Here is a 23,376-nt window from a genome sequence, read left to right as displayed (position 1 = left end):
GCGGTTTGCAATCGTCGATGCAATGAACGAGGCGACGTCTGTCGCCAACGATCCGGCCCACTTTCCAGTTGCCTGCGCCGACCGCGCGGCGGCGTTTTTCTCCAGCCTGTCTCCCCCCGAATTTCTCCGTGTGCCCGCGTTCAACGCGAGTCTGCACGCGCGCGCCGCGCCATCCTCCTGAATTCGAATGACCGTGCCGGCATCTGATGCCGGGGCCTGACTGGCGGGGCATTTCTGTCCCGGCCTGATCACAAAAATAAAGTAGTCATGGACGGTAGCCTCCGATGCTCGATAACACTTCCTTGCGTGGGACGAATTCCGCGCAGCCCGACGTTTGCTCCTTGAAACCGTTCGATGCAGACCTGTGCGTGCACGGCCTGTTTGAGGCGCAGGTGCTGCGCAACCCCGAGGCCATCGCCGCACGCTGGCAGCAGAAGGCGCTCAGTTATCGTGAACTGAACACCCGCGCCAATCGGTTGGCCCATCAGCTGCGCAAACTCGGGGTCGGGCCAGACGTGCGGGTCGGGCTGTGTCTGGAGCGTTCGCTGGAGATGCTCATCGGCGTACTCGCGGTGCTCAAGGCCGGCGGCGCCTATGTGCCGCTGGACCCGGCCTATCCGCAGGCGCGGCTGGCGCACATGCTGGCCGACAGCGCACCGCCGGTGGTGCTGACCCACGGCCAGGCGCGCGGTGTTTTGTGGGCAGCGCTCGAACAGTCGGCGACCACCCCGACGCTGCTGGATCTGGCCGACGCCCGCGATTGGGCTGCGCTGTCGGCTGACAACCCCGACGCGCATGCGATCGGCCTGACACCCCGTCACCTGGCTTACGTGATCTACACCTCCGGTTCCACCGGCACCCCGAAAGGCGTGATGGTCGAGCATCGCGGGCTGGTTGCGGTGAGCGCTGACTGGGCGCAACTCTATGAGTTGGGCGAGCCGATCAACCACCTGCAAATGGCCGGTTTTTCCTTCGACGTGTTCAGCGCCGACCTGATCCGTGCACTGGGTTTTGGCGGCACGCTGGTGCTCTGCCCACGGGACACCCTGATGGACCCGCCGGCCCTGTATCGCCTGATGCATGACGCGCGCATCGGCTTTGCCGACTTCGTCCCGGCGCTGCTCAATCCACTGTTGGCGTGGGTCGAAGAGACCGGCCACGACCTGTCGTTCCTGCGCACCGTGGTCTGCGGCTCCGACATCTGGACCGCCCACAGCGCCCGGCAATTGCGCAGGCTTTGCGGTGATCGCGTGCAGGTCGTCCAGGCCTACGGCGTGACCGAAGCGAGCATCGACAGCACCTGTTTCGAGCTCACCGAAAACAGCCAGATCGACCCAGTGCTGCCCATCGGCCGGGCACTGCCCAACACCCGGATTTACCTGCTCGACGCTGACGGCGTACCGGTTGCCGACGGGGGCGCCGGTGAGCTGTACATCGGTGGCGTCGGCGTGGCGCGCGGTTATCTGAACCTGCCGCAACTGACCGCCGAGCGTTTCATCGACAGCCCGTTCGTGGCGGGCGAGCGTCTGTATCGCACCGGCGATCTGGCGCGTTACCGGGCCGACGGCCAACTGGAATTCCTCGGCCGCAATGATTCCCAGGCCAAATTGCGCGGCTTGCGTCTGGAACTGGGGGAAATCGAAACCCGGTTGGCGGACATCCCGGGCGTGCGCGAAAACGTGGTGTTGCTGCGCCAAGACAGTCCCGGTGAACCGCGATTGGTCGCCTACTACTGCGAAAAACCAGACTCAACGCTGAGCCCGCGCGCGCTGCGTGAACAGCTGCAAAGCAGTCTGCCGGACTACATGGTGCCGACCGCTTTCGTGCGTCTCGATGCACTGCCGCTGACTGCCAACGGCAAGGTCGATCGCCCAAATCTGCCGGCGCCGGACGTCGAGGCGTTCGATCAGCAGGAATACCAGGCACCCGAAGGCTCGCTGGAAACCGCGCTCGCCGCAATCTGGGCCGACGTGCTCGGCGTGGAGCGGGTCGGGCGTCAGGATCAGTTCTTCGCCCTCGGCGGTCACTCGCTGCTGGTGATGCGGGTGCTGGCGCAGGTTCGTCATGCGCTGGGGCTGGAAGTGGCGCCCTCGACGCTGTTTGCCGCGCCGGTTCTGGCGGCGTTCGCCGAACGGCTGCAAGCCAGTCAGGCGGCGGCTCGCCCGGCCATCACGGCCCTTGAACGCACGGGCGCGCAAACGTTGTCGTCTGCTCAGCAGCGCCTGTGGTTTCTGGCACAAATGGAGGGTGGCAACGCGGCGTATCACATGCCGTTGAACCTGCGTTTGCGCGGTTCGCTGGACGTGCCGGCACTGGAACGCAGCTTCAATCAACTGGTGGCGCGTCATGCGGCGCTACGCACGACGTTCATTGCCGTTGAAGGGGAAGGGCGGCAATGGGTTGCGCCGCCTGCGCACAGTGTCCGGCTGACGGTGACTGACGTGCAGGGGCTCGATGCGCAAGAACGCCTGAGCCGCTTGATCGACGAGGAAGGCGCCAGACCCTTCGACCTGAGCCGGGGCCCGTTGATGCGGGTCAGCCTGCTGCGGCTGGCAGCGGACGACCATGTGTTGCTGCTGACCCAGCACCACATCATCTCTGACGGCTGGTCGATGGGCGTGCTCACCCGCGAGCTCGGTCAGCTGTACGCAGCGGCGTTGCTGGATCGCGACGATCCGCTACCGCCCTTGCCCGTGCAGTACGTGGATTACGCCGTGTGGCAAAAGCAGTGGCTGTCCGGCGACGTGCTGGAGCAGCAAAGCCGTTACTGGCGCGAAACCCTCAGCGGCGTGCCGGTGCTGCTGGAGTTGCCGACCGATCACAAGCGCCCGCCCGTGCAGAATTACCTCGGCGGCTTCGTCCCGCTGGTCTTCGACGCCGCTCTGACCGCACGCCTGAAAGCCCTGGGCATGCAGCAAGGCACCACGCTGTTCATGAATCTGCTGGCCGGTTTTTCACTGCTGCTGTCGCGTCTTTCCGGGCAAAGCGACGTGGTGATCGGCGTGCCGTCGGCCAACCGTCCACAGCAGGAACTGGAAGGGCTGATCGGTTTCTTCGTCAACACCCTCGCGCTGCGCATGACTCAGTCCGGGACGCCGTCCGTGGCGCAATGGCTGCAACAGGCGCGGCGAGTGGCGCTGGAGGCTCAGGAACATCAGGACCTGCCGTTCGAGCAAGTGGTGGAATTGCTCAACCCGCCGCGCAGCCTGGCCCACAGTCCGCTGTTCCAGGTGCTGTTTGCCTGGGAGCAGGATCAGGATTCCGATCTGCTGCTGACCGGGCTCGACGTTACGCCGGTCGAGAGCAGCCACCACGTGGCCAAGTTCGATCTGCAACTGGCACTCAGTGAGCGTGACGGGCAGATCGTCGGTGGCCTGGAATATGCCTCGGGGCTGTTCGAGCGCGGCACCGTCGAGCAGTTCGGCGAGTACCTGCGTCGGGTGCTGACGCAGATGGTCGAGGACAGCGAGCAGTCGCTGGCCGCGATCAAGCTGCTGAACGCCGAGCAACACCAGCAGATCGTTCACGACTGGAACCGCACCGCGCGGGATACCGTGTCGTTGCCCGGTTGCGTGGCGCGTTTTGAAACCCTTGCCCGGCAAACGCCCCACGCCGTGGCGCTGCTCGCCGATCGTGAGCAAATTAGTTACGGCGAACTGAATCGCGCGGCCAACCGCCTAGCGCATTACCTGATCGACCAAGGTGTAGGCCCAGAGCATCGCGTCGGCCTGTGCCTGGAACGCTCGCCACAAATGGTCATCGGCCTGCTGGCGATCCTCAAGGCCGGCGCGGCGTACGTACCGTTCGACCCGGCTTACCCGAGCGAGCGTCTGGCGTTCATGTTCAGCGATGCGGCGCCGACCTTGCTGCTGACGCAATCGAGCCTGATGGCCGGGCTGCCGGCCAACGAGGCGAAAATCTGCTGCCTGGACACCGACGCAGCGCAATGGGCACAACACCCGACGGATGATCCGCAGGTCACGGTGAGCCCGGACCACCTCGGCTACGTGCTCTACACCTCCGGCTCCACCGGACGCCCGAAAGGCGTGGCCCACAACCGTCGCGCGTTGGACAACCTGATCGCCTGGCAACTCGATCAGGGCATCGCACCGCAGCGCGTCCTGCAATTCGCCTCGCTGAACTTCGACGTCTCGTTCCAGGAAATCTGCAGCACGCTGTGTCAGGGCGGCAGCCTGTTGCTGATGACCGAAGACAGCCGCAAGGACCTCGCCGCGTTGTGCCCGACCCTGGTGGCCGAAGGCGTGCAGCGGGCATTCCTGCCGTTCGCCGTGTTGCAGCAACTCGCCGGCCTGACCGAGGCCGATGCACCGATGCCGGCCGGTGGTTGCGAAATCATCACCGCCGGTGAAGCCCTGCAAATCAATGACGAGCTGCGTGGTTTTGTCCGTGGGCTCGGTGGCGCGCAACTGCACAATCAGTACGGGCCGACCGAAACCCATGTGGTCAGCCAGTTCAGCCTCGATTGCAACGAGGCCGAATCCTGGCCGGACGCGCCGCCCATCGGCCGTCCCATCGCCAACGCGCGGCTGTATGTGCTGGACCAATATCTGAATCCGGTGCCGGTCGGCGTGGCGGGTGAGTTGTACATCGCCGGCGCCTGCCTGGCCCGGGGCTACCTGAACCGCCCGGACCTGACCGCCGAACGCTTCCTGCCGGACCCGTTCAGTGCCGAGCCGGGCGCACGGATGTACCGCAGCGGCGACCTCGCGAAATTCCAGGCCGACGGCAACGTGCAGTACCTGGGACGCATCGACCAACAGGTGAAAGTGCGCGGCTTCCGCATCGAACTCGGTGAGATCGACAGCCTGTTGCACCAACAACCCGGCGTGCAGGAAGCCGCCGTGTTGCTGCGCGAAGACGTGGCCGGGGACAAGCGTCTGGTGGCCTATGTGGTCGGCACCGCGACCCCTGAATGCCTGCGTGCCGAACTGCAACGCCAGTTGCCCGAACACATGATCCCGAGTGCCTGGGTTCGCCTGTCGCAATTGCCGCTGACCCGCAACGGCAAGCTCGACCGCCAGGCGCTGCCGGCACCGGAACGCAGCGCCGGCGCGACTTACGAAGCGCCGCGCAACGACATTGAACGGCAAATGGCCGAGATCTGGGCCGAAGTGCTCAAGTGCGAGCGGGTTGGCATCCACGACAACTTCTTCGACCTCGGCGGCCATTCGCTGCTGGCGACGCGGATGATCTACGCGATCAACCAGCGCATGGGCGCGCAACTGTCCCTGAGCAGTCTGTTCCAGACTCCGGTGTTGCTGGATCTGGCGGCGCAGGTGTCGCGTGAAGAGCAAAGCGTTGAACCGGCATTTATCCAGATCGAGCCGGATCGCAGTAATCGACATGAACCGTTCCCTCTGACCGATATCCAGCAAGCCTACTGGTTCGGGCGCGAGGCCACGGTCAGCCTCGGTGGCGTCAGCGCTCACGGCTACGAAGAACTGCGCATTCCCGAGTTCGACGCCGAACGTTTCGAACACGCCTTGAATCGCATGATCCAGCGCCACGACATGCTGCGCGTGGTGTTCCTCAGCGACGGCACGCAACAAGTGCTGGCGCAGGTGCCGACCTATCGCATGCCTCGCAGCGATCTGCGCGGTTTACCCGCCGAAGAGGCGCAGCGCACGCTGGAAGCGACCCGCGAACGCCAGTCCCATCAGGTGCTGGATGCCAGTCGCTGGCCGCTGTTCGAGTTCAGCCTGTCGTTGCTCGATGACGGCATCACCCATTTGCACATCAGCCTCGACGCGCTGATCGTCGACGCCGCGAGCACGCAGATTCTCGCCCGCGAACTGATGGCGTTCTACGTCGATCCGAACCTGGAACTGGCGGCACCTGGCCTGACTTTCCGCGACTATGTGCTGGCCGAACAACAGCTGCGCAATGGCCGCCGTTACGAGCAGGCGCTGGGCTACTGGCGTGAGCGGGTGACCACTCTGGCCCCGGCGCCGGACCTGCCGCTGGTACGCCAGCCGGAAAGCATCGCCAACCCGCACTTCACCCGCCGCGACCGCGACATGTCGGCGGCGCAGTGGACGCAGCTCAAAGCCGTGGCCAAACAGTTTGCGGTGACGCCGTCGGTGATGCTGCTGACCGCGTTCAGCGAAGTGCTGGCGCTGTGGAGCCGCACCCCACGTTTCACCCTGAGCCTGCCGCTGTTCAACCGCATGCCGCTGCACAGCGATGTCGACGAAATCATTGGCGACTTCACTTCGCTGGTGCTGCTGGAAGTCGGCATAGACGGGGCGCTGAGTTTCACCGACAAGGCCCGCGCGGTGCAGGCGCAACTGTGGCGCGACATCGACCATTCGGTGGTCAGCGGCGTGCGGGTGCTGCGCGAATTGTCCCAGGCCCGGGGCGTGCAGCAGACGGCGATGCCGATCGTGTTCAACAGCACGCTCTCGGAGGCGGCGCCGGAGCTGGCCGAATTCAACCTCGCCGACGCGTTGAACGCCCGGCACATGCACAGCATCACCCAGACCCCGCAAGTGTGGCTCGACCACACGTTGCTGGAGCTGGAAGGGCGCCTGCTGTTCAACTGGGACAGCATCGACGAACTGTTCCCGCAAGGCATGATCGAGCAGATGTTCGTCGCCTATAACATCCTGCTCGATAGCCTCTGCGAGCCGGCAGCCTGGGGCGCGAATACGCCACAACTTCTGCCACAGGCGCGGTTGCCAGCGCCGGTCGATAATCAACAAACATTGCCGTTGATGCACGAACTGTTCGAACGTCAGGCCCTCGCTACACCGGATGCACTGGCGGTGATCGGCACGCGGCAGCTGACGTACGCCCAGTTGCGCAATGAGGCTCGCCGACTCGGCGCCCGACTGCAAGCGCAGGGTGTGCTGCCGAACCGCTTGGTCGCGGTGGTGATGGAACGCGGCTGGGAGCAGGTGGTCGCGACCTTGGCGATTCTGTATGCCGGCGGCGCTTACCTGCCGATTGAGCCGACGCAACCGGCGGAACGGCTGCGGCATATTCTGGAACGGGCCGAGGTGAGCCTGGCCCTGACCCAACCGGCGCTGCTCGACAAGATCGAATGGCCAGCGCAGGTCACGGCCATTGCCGTGACCGATGAAGTCTCAAACGATGCCTTGCCACTGCAACCCGTGCAGGTGAACGAAAGCGACCTCGCTTACGTGATCTACACCTCGGGCTCCACCGGTCAGCCGAAAGGCGTAGTGATCGACCATCGCGGTGCGGTCAACACTTTGCTCGACATCAATCGGCGCTTTGCCGTAGGCCCGACTGACCGCGTATTGGCGATCTCGTCGCTGAGCTTCGACCTGTCGGTCTATGACTTCTTCGGCACGTTGGCGGTGGGCGCGGCGGTGGTCATCCTCGAACCGCAACTGTCACTCGATCCGGCGCACTGGCTCGAATTGATCAAGCGTCATCAGGTCAGCCTGTGGAACTCGGTGCCGGCGCTGCTCGGCATGCTGGTCGAGTACGTAGAGGGCGAGGGCGGCACGTTGCCCGCCAGCCTGCGGGTGTCGATGCTGTCCGGTGACTGGATTCCATTGACTCTGCCCGAACGGGCTTGGGCCTTGCAGCCGGGTTTGCAACTGATCAGCCTGGGCGGTGCCACCGAAGCGTCGATCTGGTCGATCTGCTATCCGGTGCAACAGGTCGACCCGGCGTGGCGCAGCATTCCCTACGGCAAGGCCCTCGATCATCAGCGTTTCTACGTGCTGGATGAAGCGCTGCAAGTGCGCCCGACCTGGGTCGCGGGGCAGCTGTACATCGGCGGTATCGGTCTGGCGAAAGGTTACTGGCGCGATGAAAAACTTAGCGCGGGCAGTTTCTTCGATCATCCACTGACCGGCGAGCGGCTGTATCGCACGGGCGACCTGGGCCGTTTGCTGCCGGACGGCAACATCGAATTCCTCGGTCGCGAAGACAATCAGGTCAAGGTCCAGGGCTATCGCATCGAACTGGGCGAGATCGAAGCTGCGCTCAATCGCCATCCCGGCGTGCAGAGCGCGGTGGTGCGGATTCTGGGCAGCACGCTGGGCGAGAAGCGCCTGGCGGGTTATGTGCTCAAGGCCGATCCGGCGTTGCAGGCCAGCGATTTCAGCGCGTACCTGAGCGACAAACTGCCGGCCTACATGATTCCGCCGTCGTTCACCTTTGTTGAAGCGTGGCCGTTGTCGTCCAACGGCAAGGTCGACAAGAAACGCCTGCCGGAACCGGAGCAGATCGAGGAACAAGGGCCGGCGCTCGAAGTCGAGGGCCCGCAGGAGCAACGGCTGGTGGAAATCGTGCAGGACGTACTCAAGCGCGATTCCATTGCCGCCAACGCCAATCTGCTGAACCTCGGCGCAACGTCGATCGATATCGTCAGGATCAGCAACGCGTTGTCCGGCGCCTTGCAGTTCCGCCCGCACGTGGCGCAATTGCTGGCCCAACCGACGCTGCTGCATTTGCTTGGCATGTACCGCCAGAACCGGGCGCGGCAGGATCTGCTCGGCAACGTGCAGCAGGCTCCGGAGCCCGCGCAGGACATGATCGAAGATCCCCAGCAGCGGGCGCAGTTCAAGGCTGAACAGCGCGGACGCCGCGACTTCGCTCAGACCCTGCCGGCGCTGGCGCTGGACCTGCCGCAAGACCCGGCCTTCGCCCGACGTTTGAGCGATTACCGTTCGGTGCGTCAATACGATCGGCAACCGATCGCCACCCAGGCCTTCGCGCACGTACTGGCAGCGCTGGCCCAGGGGCAACTCGACGGCGAAGTGAAATACCAGTTCCCGTCGGCGGGCGGGCTGTACCCGATTCAGGCCTACCTCTACATCAAAGCGGATCGCGTGCTCGGCGTGCCCGGCGGCGCGTATTACTACGATCCCCGCCAGCATCGTCTGCTGGCGCTCCAGAGCGGAGCGCTCGACCCGGACACCTACGACTATTTCGTCAACCGTCCGGTGTATGAGAGCGCCGCGTTCTCGCTGTTTTTCATCGCCGACATGGCGGCGATTCGTCCGTTGTACGGCGAGCGCAGCCGCGACTTCTGCCACATCGAAAGCGGCGCCATGGCCCAGTTGCTGAGCATGACCGCCGTCGAGCACGGCCTGGGCCTTTGCGGCATCGGCTCTGTCGAGGAACAACAACTGAAGACGCTGTTCGACCTCGGGCCGAGCCATGAATTGATCTACTCGATGATCGGCGGCCTGCGCACGGCCGATGAACAACACCGCGCGCCAGTCGAGGTGTTTGCCAGCGAGCCTGCTACCGCCAGCCTGGACGATGAAGACATGGAGGAGTTCGAAGTATGAATGCCGATCAATTGCTGGCGTTGTTCGCTCGCCATGGCGTGGTGCTCGAGGTGGACGGTGACAGGCTGCGCTGCAAGGCGCCGCGCGGGTTTCTCACCGAAGAACTGACCCTGGCGCTCAAACGTCACAAACAGGAACTGATCGCCTTGCTCGGCGGGCACGATGACGCGGCGATTCCCCGGCGTATCGACGACCAAACGGACTGGCCGCTGTCATTCTCGCAACGGCAACTGTGGTTTCTCGATCAACTGGAACCCGGCAACCCGTTCTACAACGTGCCCACGGCGGTGACGCTCAAGGGCCGGCTGGACGTCGCGCAACTGGAGCGGGCGCTGAAGCAATTGGTGGCTCGCCACGAAATCCTGCGCACGACGTTTTGCCGCGTCGACGGTGAACCGCGTCAGGTGGTGCACCCGTCGATGCCGCTGTCGTTGTCGGTGACGGATCTGCGCCAATTGCCTGCCGACGAGTGTGAGCAACAGGTGCGATTCGCCGTCGAACAGGATGCCCGGGCGCCGTTCGACCTGGCCAGCGGGCCGCTGCTGCGGGCGTCGTTACTGCGCGTGGCCGACGATGAATACCTGTGGCTGTACAGCGTGCATCACATCATCGCCGACGGCTGGTCGATGGGCGTGATCCTGCACGAAGTCGCCACGTTGTACGGCGATTATCTGCGTGGCGAAACCCCGACGCTTGCGCCGCTGCCGGTGCAATACGCTGACTACGCCTGTTGGCAGCAACAGCGCGTCGGCGGTGCGGCGCTGGACGCTCAGCTCGATTACTGGCGCCGCACCCTGGACGACGCGCCGCTGTTGTCGACCTTGCCCGCCGACCGGCCGCGACCCTTGGTGCAGCGTTATGTCGGGGCCACGTTCAGCTCTTCCGTCGATGGCGGCACCTTGCGCGAACTCACGGCGCTGGCCCGGCAGACTCAGGGCACGCTGTTCAACGTGCTGCTGGGCGCATTGGCGGTGCTGCTGTGGCGCCACAGCGGTCAGCAGGACCTGTGCATCGGCACGCCGTTCGCCAACCGCAATCGCCCGGAAGTCGAGCCGCTGATCGGCCATTTCGTCAATACGCTGGTGCTACGTCAGCGCCTGAATCCGCAGCAGACCTTCGCCGAGCTGTTGCGTGAAGTCCGGGGCCAGATGCTCGACGTCCACGCCCATCAGGACGTGCCGTTCGACAGCGTGGTCGAGGCAGTCAACCCGCCGCGCGATCCCGGTCATTCGCCGTTGTTCCAGGTGATGCTGGTGCTGCAGAACACCCCGGGCAACGCAGTGCAGATGCCTGGCCTGGAACTGGCGCCGTACGGCACCAGCAGTGCCACGGCCAAGTTCGATCTGGCATTCGAATGGGTCGAGCGGGATGGGCGGCTGGACCTGCTGGTGGAATACAACACCGACCTCTACGACGTTGCGACCATTCAACGCCTGAGCGGGCACTACCGTCACTTGCTCGAGCAGATCGCCGCCGACGCCAAGCAACCGATCAATGCCTTGCCGTTGATGAACGAGGCTGAGCGCCAGCAGGTGCTGGTGGACTTCAACCGCGCCGCACCGCTGACGCAAGCGACGCCCTGCGTGCATCAACTGGTTGAAGCGCAGGCCGCGAGCAACCCTCAGGCCTGCGCAGTGGTCTTCGAGGGCGAATCCCTGAGCTACGCCGAGCTCAATGCCCAAGCCAATCGGCTGGCGCGGCACTTGCGCACCTTGGGCGTTGGCCCGGACGTGCGCGTGGCGGTGTGCATCGAGCGCTCGCTGGAGTTGCCGGTTGCGTTGCTGGCGGTGCTCAAGGCCGGCGGCGCTTACGTGCCGCTGGATCCGGATTATCCGCTGGGGCGCCTGAGTCATATGCTCGGCGACAGCACGCCGGCGGTGCTGCTGACCCTCGGCTCGGCGCACGGGATTTTGCGCCAAACCGTGCAAGGCTCGACCTGGGAAGCGCCGATTCTCGACCTCGAACAAGATGCCGCGAGCTGGGCGTCGTTGGCGGCCGACAATCTTGATCCGCGCCATGTCGGCGTCACCCCGGACCATCTCGCCTACGTGATCTACACCTCCGGCACCACCGGGTTGCCCAAGGGCGCGATGGTCGCCCACCGTGGCTTGAGCAATCTGCTGCTGTGGTGTTTGCAGGTCTGCGGCGAAGCAGGGGCGATGCTGCACAAGATCCCGTTCGGTTTCGATGCTTCGGCCTGGGAGACCTTCTGGCCGTTGGCAACCGGCGGGCGATTGGTTATTGCGCGACCCGGCGGGCATTACGAACCAGCCTATCTGGCGCGCGAGGTGCGCGAACGGAAGGTCACGGCGCTGGTGTTCGTGCCGGCGATGTTGCAGCTGTTTCTGGAAGTCGACGAGGTCAGTCAGTGTGTGTCGCTGACCGATGTGTTCAGCGGCGGCGGTGAGCTGCCGCCAGCCCTGGCCCGGCGCTTTCAGGAGCGCCTGCCCCATGCGCGGCTGCACAACGTCTATGGCCCGACCGAAACCACGGTGATCAACAGCATCTGGACCCTGGAGCCCGGCGCCGAGGTGCCGGCCCGGCAACTGCCGATCGGTCGGCCGATTGCCAACAACCGTTTTTACGTGCTCGATGACCACGACCAGCCGGTGCCGGTGGGTGTGAGCGGGCATCTGCACATAGGCGGCGTCGGTGTGGCCCGCGGTTATCTGGGGCTGGCGCAGCTCAGTGCCGAGCGCTTTATCGACAACCCCTTTGTCGTGGGGGATCGGCTCTATCGCAGCGGCGATCTGGCGCGCTACCGCCCGGACGGTCAGCTGGAGTTTCTCGGTCGCAACGATTTTCAGGTCAAGTTGCGCGGCGTGCGCCTGGAACTGGGCGAAATTGAAGCCCGGCTCGAAGCGTTTCCCGGCATCCGCAGCGCCGTGGTGTTGATGGTCGGCGAAGCGGCACAGGATCAGCGGCTGGTGGCCTGCTGTGTGGTGGCCGAACCCGTTGACGAAGCAGCGGTGCACGCCCATCTGGCGACAACCCTGCCCAGAGCGGTGATCCCCGGCAGCTATCTGTGGCTAGACGCGCTGCCGCTGACTGCCAACGGCAAGGTCGATCGCACTGCGCTGACGGCATTGGCGGACGAGGAATTGGTCAATCGTCAGGTCAATCTGAGCAGCCCGCGCGATCACATCGAACTGGCGCTGTACCAGATCTGGAAAAGCCTGTTGCTGGCGCCGCAGATCGGCATTCGCGACAACTTCTTCAATGTCGGCGGCACCTCCATTGCTGCTATCAAAATGGCCCATGAAATCAGCCAGCAGTTCGCGGTCGAAGTGCCGGTGCGCGTGGTGCTCAGCTACCCGACCATCGAAGCGCTGGGCGGCTGGCTGCGGGTCGGGGCCAATCCGGCGCTGGCCCAGAGCAACCTGATCGAATTCCGTCGCGGCAGCGGCCAGCACAACGTGGTGTGCATTCACCCGGCGGGCGGTACGGCGTTCTGTTATCTGTCGTTGGCCAAGGTGCTGCCGGATGAAGCCGGCGTGTACGGGGTGCAATCGCCGGGACTGAATCCGGGGGAGAGCACCGAGCCGACGGTCGAAGCGATGGCCGAGGCTTACTTGCGCCAGATCGAACCGCTGACGGAGCAACCGCTGATCCTCACCGGACTGTCGTTCGGCGGCCTGGTGGCCTATGAAATGGCGCGGCGGTTGACGGCGGCGGGACATCGTCAGGTGACGGTGGTGCTGCTCGACACCCAGGGCAGCGACGATCCGGGTTTCCGCGAACAGATCGGCACCGTGGACATGGCCGAGTTTCGCGACAAACTGGTGCGTTTCAATGGCATGTACCCCGGCATCGAGGACGCGCAGGTCGAGCGCTACTTCAACATCTACAACCACAACCGCCTGGCCATGGCCGCCTATGAGTGCGCGCCGCGCGCCGGTCGAGTGGTGCTGATCCAGGCGCGGGAAGATTTCAGCCGCCATCATTTGCATGAACTGCGTGGCTTCTGGCGTCGCCGCGCGGGCAGCGGCTATCTGGCGAAACTGGTCAGCGGCGGGCACTGGGACATGCTTGAAAGCGCGGAAATCCACCGGGTCTCGCAAATCATCCGTCGGGAGCTGCAACGCTTCGACGCGCAGGAGGCGAAATGATGAGTGCGTCCAATGACAGGCCATTGCTCGCGCGTTTTGCCGAGCAAGTGGCGGGTAATCCGCAAGCCTCGGCGGTGATCGATCAATCGGTCACGCTGACTTACGCCGAACTGGCCAGCGCCAGCGAGCGCATCGCCCGAGGGTTGCTGGCGCGCGGCGTCGAGCCCGGCCAGTCGCTGGCGTTGTGCATGCCGCGCTGCTGGCAGTGGCTGGCAGCGATTATCGGCGCCCTGAAAGTCGGCGCGGTGGTGGTGCCGCTGGATCGCGCCAGCCCACGCAAACGCCGGGAACTGATGCTGGCGGATGCGGCGTGTGTCGGTCTGATTACCCTGGGCGAAGAATCGGCGTGGTCGCCTTCACTGTGGCAAACCAGCGTCGAGGCCTTGCTCGATCAGCCGGACGCTCCGCCGCAAACACTGGCCGAAGACTTTGCCGAGGTGATGTTCCTGTTCTACACCTCGGGCACCACCGGCACGCCAAAAGCGGTCGAGGTTGGCGAGCGTGGCTTGTTGCGGTTGGCGCACACCGACGGCTATATCGAGATTCGCCCGACGGACCGCTTCGCCTGCCTGTCCAACCCGGCGTTCGATGCGTGCAGTTTCGAACTGTGGGCGCCGCTGCTCAATGGCGGTTGCTGCGTGATGATCGCCGACGAGGACGTGCTGGACGCGCGTCGACTGGCTGAGGTGCTGGAGCGCACCCAGGTCGACAATCTGTTCATGACCGTGTCGCTGTTCAACACGTTGATTGCCGAGTGGCCGTCGTGCTTTTCCAGCATGCGTCAGGTGCTGATCGGCGGTGAGCAGATCAGCGCTGCCGCCGTGCGCGGCTGGTATCGGGCCAACCCTGAGAGCCGCTGCCGGATCTTCAACGTCTACGGTCCCACCGAATGCACCACGTTTGCCCTGTGCTGGCCGATCAGCCGCGATTTTGCCGGTGACTCGGCGCCTATTGGCCGACCGTTGCCGGATACCGGCGTGCAGGTGCTGGATGAGCAGCAACGCCCGGTGCCGGCGGGCGAGGTCGGCGAGCTGTATTTGAGTGGCAGCGGTGTCGCCCGTGGCTACCGCAACCGGCGCGAAGAAACTGCTCGCCAGTTCGTCCGTTTGCCCGACCTCGACGGTGGCGCGCAGGTGCATTACCGCACCGGTGATCTGGTGCGACGCAATGCAGAAGGCTTGATCGAGTACCTGGGGCGGGTCGACCGGCAGGTGAAGATTCGCGGCTTCCGGATCGAACCGGGGGAGGTGGAGCAACGGATCCTGGAGCATCCGGGCGTGGCGCAGGTGTACGTCTGCACCCGGCGTCAGGCGGCTGAAGATCATCAGTTGCTGGCGTTCATCGTGCCGCGCGGGGATCTGGACTATCACGCCTTCGAAAACCATCTGCGGGCACAACTGGCGCCGTATATGCGGCCGCATCAGCTGTTCCTGCTGGAGCGCCTGCCGCTGACGGCCAATGGCAAGATCGATCGTGATGGCTTGCTGGCCCAAGGGTTGAGTCCGTGGCATCCAGTCCTGGCGGCTACGGATAACGAAAACGCTTCACCGGCGCTGGACTGGTTGCTGAGTCAGGCCCGCTCGCTGCTCGGCCAACCGGCTCTGAGCGCGCAGGACGACTGGCTGGGCAGTGGCGGCGATTCGCTCAAGGCGCTGCGCCTGCGTTCGGCGATTCGTGTCCACTGGCAGCGAGAGATCGCCATCGATACGTTGCTCAACGAGCCTTTCTCGTCATTGGCCGCACAACTGAGCGGTGAGACGAACGGCGAGTCGATTTACCCACCCGCGCCTCCGATCAGCAGCGCCAGACGCCTGCCGGCCACCGCCGAACAGCGCCGCCTGTGGCTGTTGCAACAACGCTCGCCGACCTCGACCGCCTACAGCGTGCCGCTGATTCTGCATCTGGCGGCAGGTGTCGAAGTTGCGGCACTGGCCGAGGCTTTGGGGCGTCTGGTGCAGCGTCATCCGGGATTGCGCACGGCATTCGCGGCGGGTGCCGACGGACTCGATCAAGTAATCGCCGAGCAGGGGCCGACCTGTCGCACCTTCGCGGTCGGGCATTTCACCGAGGACAACTGGCAGGCTTTCGCCGAGCTGGTGTTCGCCGCGCCGTTCGACCTGACCACCCCGAATCTGTTTCAAGCCTGGCTGCTGCCGTTCGCCGATGGCAGCTGCCGGCTGTTGCTGAACCTGCATCACATCATCGTCGATGGCTGGTCGGTGAACCTGTTGTTCGATGACCTGACGCAGCTTTACGCCGATGCCCTGCAAGGCTGCGACAGCCTGCAACCGGTCGCCCGATTGACGACGCTGGAGTTTGGCCAGTGGCAGCGTCAGTGGAGCGTCGATCCGCATTATCGCGACCAGCGCCGCGCCCTCGCCGAATTGCATCGCCGTCAGGAAGAACCGTCGCCTGCATTGATGCCAATGCGCGAGGTCAGCCCCGACGCCCGGCTGCACCGCGAACCCTTGGGCACCCTGCGCAGCGCCGCCCTCGAGCGCTTTTGCACCCAACAACGGCTGACCCGTTTCGAAGTGCTGTTCAGTGTCTTCGCCTGGAGCCTGTACGCCCTGACCGGGTGCGAGCGGCCACGGATCGCCAGCCCGGTGGCCAACCGGCCACTGGCGGAGTTCGAAGACACCGTCGGCATGTTTGCCAACACCGTGCTGATCCCCACTGCCGTTGAAAACCCATTGACCCTGAGCGAGCAGTTGCGCAAACAGACCGCCACCGTGCGCGAAGTGCTGGCGTTGCAGGACGTGGCGCTGGCGGATCTGGTGGAAGACCTGCGGCTGTCGTCGAGCCCCTCGCTGTTCGACTTCATGTTCGTGCTGGAAAACACTGACTACGCCGCACTGGCCGACTCAAACCTGCGCGCCACGCTGGCATTCAACGAGCAGTTACATGCCAAGTGCCCGTTGACGTTGTTGATGGTGGGCAGCGGTTCGCAGCTGGAATGCTGGTGGGAATATCAGTGCAGCTATTTCGATGCCGAACAGATGCGGGCGTTGAACGCGCTGTTCCGCCGGGGTCTGGATCTGTTGCTGGAAAACCCGGCGGCCAACCTCGAAAATTTGCTCGGTCCGTATCGACGCAGCCTGCCACCCGCCAGCGAAGGTCCGCAGATTGCGCTGCCGTTCAACACACTGGCGGACGGGTTCGAGCATCAAGTGCTTTGCACGCCGGAGGCGGTCGCGCTGGTTCAAGGCCAGCAGCGCCTCAACTACAGCGAGCTGAATGCGCTGGCCGATGCTCTGGCGGCAAACCTGATCGAGCGCCATCCGTTGCCGGCCGGGAACGCGCCGTTGCATGTCGTGCTGTTCCTCGATGCCTCGGTGGAGCACATTGTCGCCTTGCTGGCCCTGGCCAAACTCAACCTGACCGCCGTGCCGCTGGATCCCGCCTATCCGGTGGCGATCCAGCGTCAGGTGCTGGAGCAGGCGCAGCCGCTTTGTGTGCTGTTCAGCGACGCGACCAAGGCTGCACTGGATGACCTGAACGCCGGACGATTCGCCACCCATCGGGTTGATCTGCGCGCCGATGCCGGAACATTCAAGCGTCCACGCCACGCTGGCGAACGGCCGCTGTACACGCTGTTCACTTCCGGATCGACCGGCACACCGAAAGGCGTGCAAGTGTTGGAACGCACCCTGTGCAACCTGCTGCAATGGCAGCGCACCGAGGGGCAGTTGCCGGCGAAAGCGGTAACGCTGCAGTTCTCGATGCTGTCGTTCGATGTGTCGTTCCAGGAGATTTTCAGCACCCTGTGCGGCGGCGGTTGCTATCACCTGATCACGCCGCGCTGGCGTCAGGATGCCGAGGCGTTGCTGGATTACATGGTCGAGGCGCGAATCGAGCGCCTGTTCCTGCCGTACGTGGCGTTGCAGCATCTGGCGCAAACCGCCGTGAGTCGGGGCATTTACCCGTTGGCGTTGCGCGAGGTGATCACGGCCGGCGAGCAATTGCTCTGCACCGATGCGCTGCGCAACTGGTTCGACGGCATGCCACAGGCGTCGCTGTTCAACCACTATGGCCCGACCGAAACCCACGTGGTCAGTGCCTTGCGCCTGCCGCCCGTGGCGCGGAACTGGCCACTGCGCGCGCCGATCGGCCATGCCGTCGGCAATGCGCGGTTGCTGCTGGTGGATGAACACGACCGCCCGGTGCCCAACGGCTCTCGCGGCTATCTGCTGGTGGCCGGGCCGATGGTTGCCCGCTGTTATCTGGCCGATCCTGCCCTGAACGCCGCACGGTTTGTCGAGCTGGCAGACGACTGTTTGTACTACCGCACCGGCGATCTGGCGTGGTCCGATGCCCAAGGCTGCCTGCATTACCTGGGGCGTGACGATCAGCAGATCAAACTCAGCGGCCATCGCCTGGAACTGGGGCAGATCGAGGCGGCGCTGATGCAGGTGCCGGAAGTGGTCAACGCGGTGGTCGCGGTTCAGGCCGATCCGCCACGGCTGATTGCCTGGCTGCAACTCGATGGCGAACCTGCGACATCCGGCAAGCTGGATCGTCAGGTCGCGCAACTGCTGCCGGCCCATGTGCGAATCGATGAGTACCGACGGATCGACCGCTGGCCACGCACCCCCAGCGGCAAGATCGACCGCAAGGCCTTGCCGAATCTGGGCGAGGCGCTGGAGCGGCGCAGCACGCCACAACCGGTTGTTCAATTGAGTGCGCTGGAGCGGCAACTGAGCGAGTTGTTCCAGGCCGTGATCGGCCGTGATATCGAGCCGGAGCAGACCTTCTTCGAGGCCGGCGCCACAAGCCTCGGCCTGATGCGTTTGCACGGCCGTTACGCCAAAGAGTTGCCGCACAAGGTGACGATGGCCGATCTGTTCGAACACGTCACGGTGCGGCGTCTGGCGGCGCATCTGTCGACCGCGCCAGTGGCAGCGGTGCAGCAGGTACGGCAAACCGATGCTGGTCATCAGCCGATGGCGATCATCGGCATGGCGGTCAATGTAGCCGGGGCGCAGAACCTGTCGGAGTTCTGGGCCATGGTGCAAGGCAATGGGCTGGGCATCGAGCACTTTGCTGCCGAAGAAGGCCTGGTCGGTGCCCGCAGCCAACTGGCGGGCCTGCTCGATTTCGATCCCGAGTACTTCGGCATCAGCCGCCAGGAAGCGCGCCTGATGGACCCGCAACAGCGGCACCTGCTGATGGCCTGCGTACAGGCCCTGCAACACGCGGCCATCGTTCCGTCGGCGGACGGTCCGCGCATCGGTCTGATCGCCAGTTGCGGCGAAACCACTTACTTCCAGCAAATGCTGCGCGAAACCGCCGACGACGATCTGCCGGATGGCTTCCAGCTGGCGCTGCATCACGACAAGGATTTTCTGGCGACCAAAGCCGCGTATCACCTGGACCTCAACGGTCCGGCCCTCAGCGTGCAAGCCGCTTGCGGCAGCTCATTGATCGCCGTGCACCTGGCCAGTTCGATGCTGCGGCAGGGCGATAGCGACGTGATGCTCGCGGCCGGGGTGCTGATCGACCCGACCCTGACCGAGGGCTACCGGCATCGCTCGCAGCACATCTTTTCCGCCGACGGTCTGTGCCGTCCGTTCAGCGACGACGCCAGCGGCACCCTCGGTGCCAGTGGTTACGGCGTCGTGGTGCTCAAACCGCTGGCCAGGGCGCGGGCCGATGGTGACCGGATCTATGCGCTGCTCGAAGGCTCGGCGTTGAACAATGACGGTCGGGCCAAGATGAGTTACACCGCACCGTCGGTGGCCGGGCAGAGCGCGGTCATTCGCGATGCCTTGAGTCGGGCCGGGCTGGCCGGTGCCGACATCGGCTACATCGAGGCCCATGGCACCGGTACTTTGCTGGGCGATCCGATCGAGGTTGCGGCGTTGACCAAGGCTTTCGGCGATGCGCCGGCCGGTCAGTGCGCATTGGCTTCGGTGAAAAGCCAGATCGGTCATCTGGGCGCGGCGGCGGGGGTGGTCGGGCTGATTCGCGCCAGCCTCGCGGTGTTCCACGGCGTGCTGCCGCCGAACCTCGGTTTTGGCCGGATCAACCCGCAGATCGATCTGCAGCATTCACCGTTCTACGTGCCGACCACGTCCCGGCCATGGCCGCAAGGACGGCGGCGACTGGCCGGTGTCAGCAGTTTCGGGATTGGCGGGACCAATGCGCATGTCATCGTCGGCGCTGCGCCCACGGCGCAGGAAACGGTCGAGGAAACATTGCCGCTGCTGATGATCTCGGCCCATAGCCGGGCGGAGTTGCTGCGCGATATCGCGGCGATTCGCGAATACCTGCACGCGAACCCGGAACAGCAGACTGCGTTGCTGCGGCACTTGCAGTCAGGTCGCCGGCAGTTGCGCTGGCGCTTCGCAATGGTTTGTGGGACGGGTGAGGCCATTCCATTGCAGCCGACAGCGATCAAGGAAGTCACGGTCTCAAGCGCGCAGGTGATCGCCCGTGATCAATCGCCGCAGGAGCTGCTGGACGCCTGGTACGAAGGCGCGAATATCCAGTGGCCGCAGCGCTCGGCACCGCCGCCCTGGGATTTGCCGCCGTCGTCGTTCGATCTTCAGCCGTATCGTTTCCAGACTCCCGTGGCTAACCAACCTGCTGCGCCAGCCCTTGAGCGGCAACCGCTGGCGGACTGGTTCCACCAGCGCCAGTGGGTGCGCACCCGGCGATTGAGCGCGACAGCGACGGCGGAATCCCGTGAGGTGCTGATTCTGTGCAGCCCTGAAACGCCGGAATCGACCTTGCTGGCGAGCCTGAACACTGTGTACCGACGCGTCATTCACGTGCGTGCCGGCAATGGCTTCAAGCGCCTGAGCGCGGATCGTTTCGAACTTGATCCGCTGGACACTGAATCACTCAACCGCTTGCTCACCGAGGTTGCAGAACCTGAACTCGGCGAACTCGACTGGCTGCATGCCTTGCCGCTGGCGGTGTCGGGCGCGGTCAACGAGCAATCGCTGGATCTGGCGCAGTGGGCTTGCCTGGACACGGTCAGTGCGTTGATGCAGGCCTGGGGGCAAAACCCGCGCACGACACGGCTGCGGTTGTGGTTGATGTCATGGCAGGCTTGCCCGGTAGACGGCGAGGTTCAGCGCCCCGAACTGGCAGCGCTGGCCGGCATCACCGAAGTGGTGCCGCAGGAATATCCGGTGCGTTGCCACTGGCTGGACTGGCCGTCGTCACCACTTGAAACGCACGCCGGCGAGTTGGCAGCGCTGCTTGGCGATCCGTCTTCACTGCCTCGGCGAATGGCGGTGCGCGATGGTTACCTGTGGCAGCCACGCTTGATGCCTCAGCCATTGACCGGCCCAGCAACGACATCAGGGCTTCTGCCGGAAGACGGTACATTCCTGGTGCTGGGCGGCAGCGGCGGCATCGGCCGGACCTTGTGCGAACACCTGCTGCAGGCGCCTGCACGCCGGGTGGTGCTGCTCTCGCGTCAGGGGCAACTGCCGGCGTCTCTGGCGGCTTACGCTTCGCGGATCGACTGCATCAAAGCGGACATCGCCGACCTGCCGCGCTGGCCGCAGATCCTCGATCAACTGGCCGTTCGTTACGGTCGCCTGAGCGGGGTGATTCATGCGGCGGGCGTCGGTGCAGGCAGTCTGATTCGCCACCGTGATCCTCGGCAAATGGCCGAGACCATGGCCGCCAAGACTCGCGGCATGCTGGCGGTCGAGGCGTTGATCGAACACCTGACACCGGGTTTTGTCCTGTATTGCTCGTCAATGTCGGCACTGTTCGGCGGCGCGGGGCATCTGGACTACGCGGCGGCCAGCGGAGTGCTCGACGGCTTCACTCACTATCGCCCGAACCCGGCCGACGCTTGCCTGCGTCTGGGGATCAACTGGGACATCTGGCGCGACATCGGCATGGCCACCACCAGCAACGGTGGGGACGCCGCGCACCTGGAGCATCTGACGGTTGGCCTGTCGGCGGAAGAGGGCTGTCGGGTGTTCGATCTGGCGATGGCGACGCAGTTGCCGCAGCTGCTGATCTCCACCACCGGCATCGACACGGCGCGGCGGTTTTATCCGGTTCGCCATGGTGCCGTGGCTGCAGCGGTCGAGGCGCCGAAGGGCGTGGATCTGTCGGCGCGCCTGCGTGAGTGCCTGTGCAAGTGGCTCGGTGTGGCCGAGCTGGAAGATGACGATTCGCTGTACGACCTGGGCGCGGACTCGCTGACGCTGCTCGACCTGATCGACGAACTGCAAGCGGCCACCGGTGAGGTGTTTCAGCTGTCGCAATTCAGCCACAAGGTCAGCCTGAACGAGGTGCTGGGGCTGGTCTCGACCGCCACGGTTGAAGAGGCGCCCCCTGCTGCACCGCACGGCTGGCACGACGCGGTGCGGATCGATCAATGGCATGCCGGAGCCGGGCGCGACTGGCTGTACCTGATCCACCCGGTGGGCGGCGATGTTCAGGCCTATCGGGAACTGGTCTCGGCGCTGCCGGCGGAACTGGGCGTGTGCGTGATCGCCGACCCGGCGCTGCGCCTGCCGCAGTTGCCGAACATCAGCGTGGAGGAACGTGCACGCTGGTATCTGGCGGCGATCAAGGAGCATCTTCCGCACGGCAGCACTTGGCGCCTTGCAGGGTGGTCCTTCGGAGCATGGGTGGCGCAGGCGCTGTGTCATCAGGCCCAGGTCGACGGCTTCAGGCAGCCGTTGTTGTACCTGATCGACCCGCCCGCGCCGGATGCCGGTGCGCAACTGGCCGGCATCGACGAGCAGACCATCGAGCAGGTGTTCCAGCGCGAGTTCGCCCAGCGCTGGCCGGAGGTCGAAGGGCAGGGCATGGCCGAAGAACGTCAGGCGTATCTGCAACGGCTGACGGTGTGCTGTCGCAACAACATGACCAGCATGCTCGACTTCCAGCCGCCGGCGCTGGCGACCACGGCGGTGCGGCTGTTCATCGCCGGGCACGCCAATCCTTACGGGCTGGGCAACGACTGGAACCCGGACGACCTGCAACGCAACTGGCAGGCCTTGCTGCCGCAGTTGCGCAGCTGGCAAACCCTGGACACCGACCACTACGGTATCGTGGCGGGCCGCTGGGCGCGGTTGCTGGCCGAGGTGATCGGTACGGATGAGCCGGCGCCATGAATGAACCGATCTCGATGCCGCGATGGTGGCTGGCCTTGACCAAGGTATTGTGCGAAGCCGAGCCGAACGCGGCCTTGCGCTTGAGGCAACTGCAGGGTCATGTGCCGTTTCAGCTGTTTCATCGCTGGCAGGCCGACGTGGTCCTGCCGATGCTCGGCGAAGCCTTGCCGGAACATCGACAGGCGCTGCTCGCGTTGCAAAGCCTGCATCAGCGGGCGGCACTCGGCGTGCTCGGGCGTCAGGGCGAATGGCGGGCCACGCTCAAACCGGTGTTGCTGGCGCTGTATCGCAAGGCTTATGCCTATGACGCGGCGTACGCCAAGGCCCACGCCAGTGCGCTGACCTACGGCCTCGCACCGGCCAACACCGCCATGATTGCCGAGCACTTCGGCGATGCCGAGGCGTTCGCCGAGTACTACGCGCAACTCAATACCGAGGCCGCTGCCACCGCGTTTGCCCAGGCTCATGCCAGCGCCAACGCCGAAGTGTCGGCCCGGGCCTTCGCGGACGACGACGCAGACACCTGTGCGCAGATTTGCGGGGCGTCCGTGCGGGTTTACGTCGGAGCTTGCGCGCAGGCCGATGAACAACGAAACGCCGCACTCAACCATCTCGCCGCCGGGCTCGACCGAAGCCTGGCCACGCTGCAATCCCGTTCAACAGGAGAACGACATGAATGACGCACAACTGCAATTCGATGTGGTGATCAACGCTCAGGGTCAGTATTCCCTGTGGCCGGCGGGCAAGCCGATGGCCAGCGGCTGGAGCGAGGCGGGGATGCGCGGCGAACGCCAAATCTGTCTGGATTACATCAACGAACACTGGATCGACATGCGCCCGCGTTCGCTACGCGAACAGTCATCAGCGTCGTTCCAATAA

General features: G+C 64.7%; 5 protein-coding genes. All 5 read left to right on the top strand.

The window, feature by feature from the left end:
- The first annotated feature begins 284 nt into the window (after positions 1-284).
- The 5 genes from ACTJK9_RS00055 to ACTJK9_RS00035 are packed head-to-tail and all read left to right on the top strand — an operon-like array spanning position 285 to position 23,376.
- A complete protein-coding gene (locus tag ACTJK9_RS00055; RefSeq protein WP_440811188.1) occupies positions 285-9,293 on the top strand; it encodes an amino acid adenylation domain-containing protein in 9,009 nt (3,002 codons plus the stop codon).
- Positions 9,290-13,402: a non-ribosomal peptide synthetase gene (locus ACTJK9_RS00050; RefSeq protein WP_440811186.1), complete on the top strand. Its 4,113-nt coding sequence runs from the start codon at positions 9,290-9,292 to the stop codon at positions 13,400-13,402. Before ACTJK9_RS00055 ends, ACTJK9_RS00050 begins: the two co-directional genes overlap by 4 nt.
- On the top strand, positions 13,399-22,497 hold the full coding sequence (locus ACTJK9_RS00045) for an amino acid adenylation domain-containing protein (RefSeq protein ID WP_440811184.1): 9,099 nt from the start codon (positions 13,399-13,401) through the stop codon (positions 22,495-22,497). Before ACTJK9_RS00050 ends, ACTJK9_RS00045 begins: the two co-directional genes overlap by 4 nt.
- Entirely contained in the window at positions 22,494-23,177 is a 684-nt protein-coding gene (locus ACTJK9_RS00040; protein WP_440811182.1) for a hypothetical protein, read from the top strand. The genes ACTJK9_RS00045 and ACTJK9_RS00040 overlap by 4 nt, the downstream gene beginning before the upstream one ends.
- Entirely contained in the window at positions 23,170-23,376 is a 207-nt protein-coding gene (locus ACTJK9_RS00035) for an MbtH family protein (protein WP_007958563.1), read from the top strand. The genes ACTJK9_RS00040 and ACTJK9_RS00035 overlap by 8 nt, the downstream gene beginning before the upstream one ends.

It is taken from the genome of Pseudomonas sp. 22082 (genome assembly GCF_052046055.1).
GTDB lineage: Bacteria > Pseudomonadota > Gammaproteobacteria > Pseudomonadales > Pseudomonadaceae > Aquipseudomonas > Aquipseudomonas pharyngis.
Note: the sequence above shows the minus strand (reverse complement) of the source record. Positions and strands in the feature narration are given on the sequence as shown.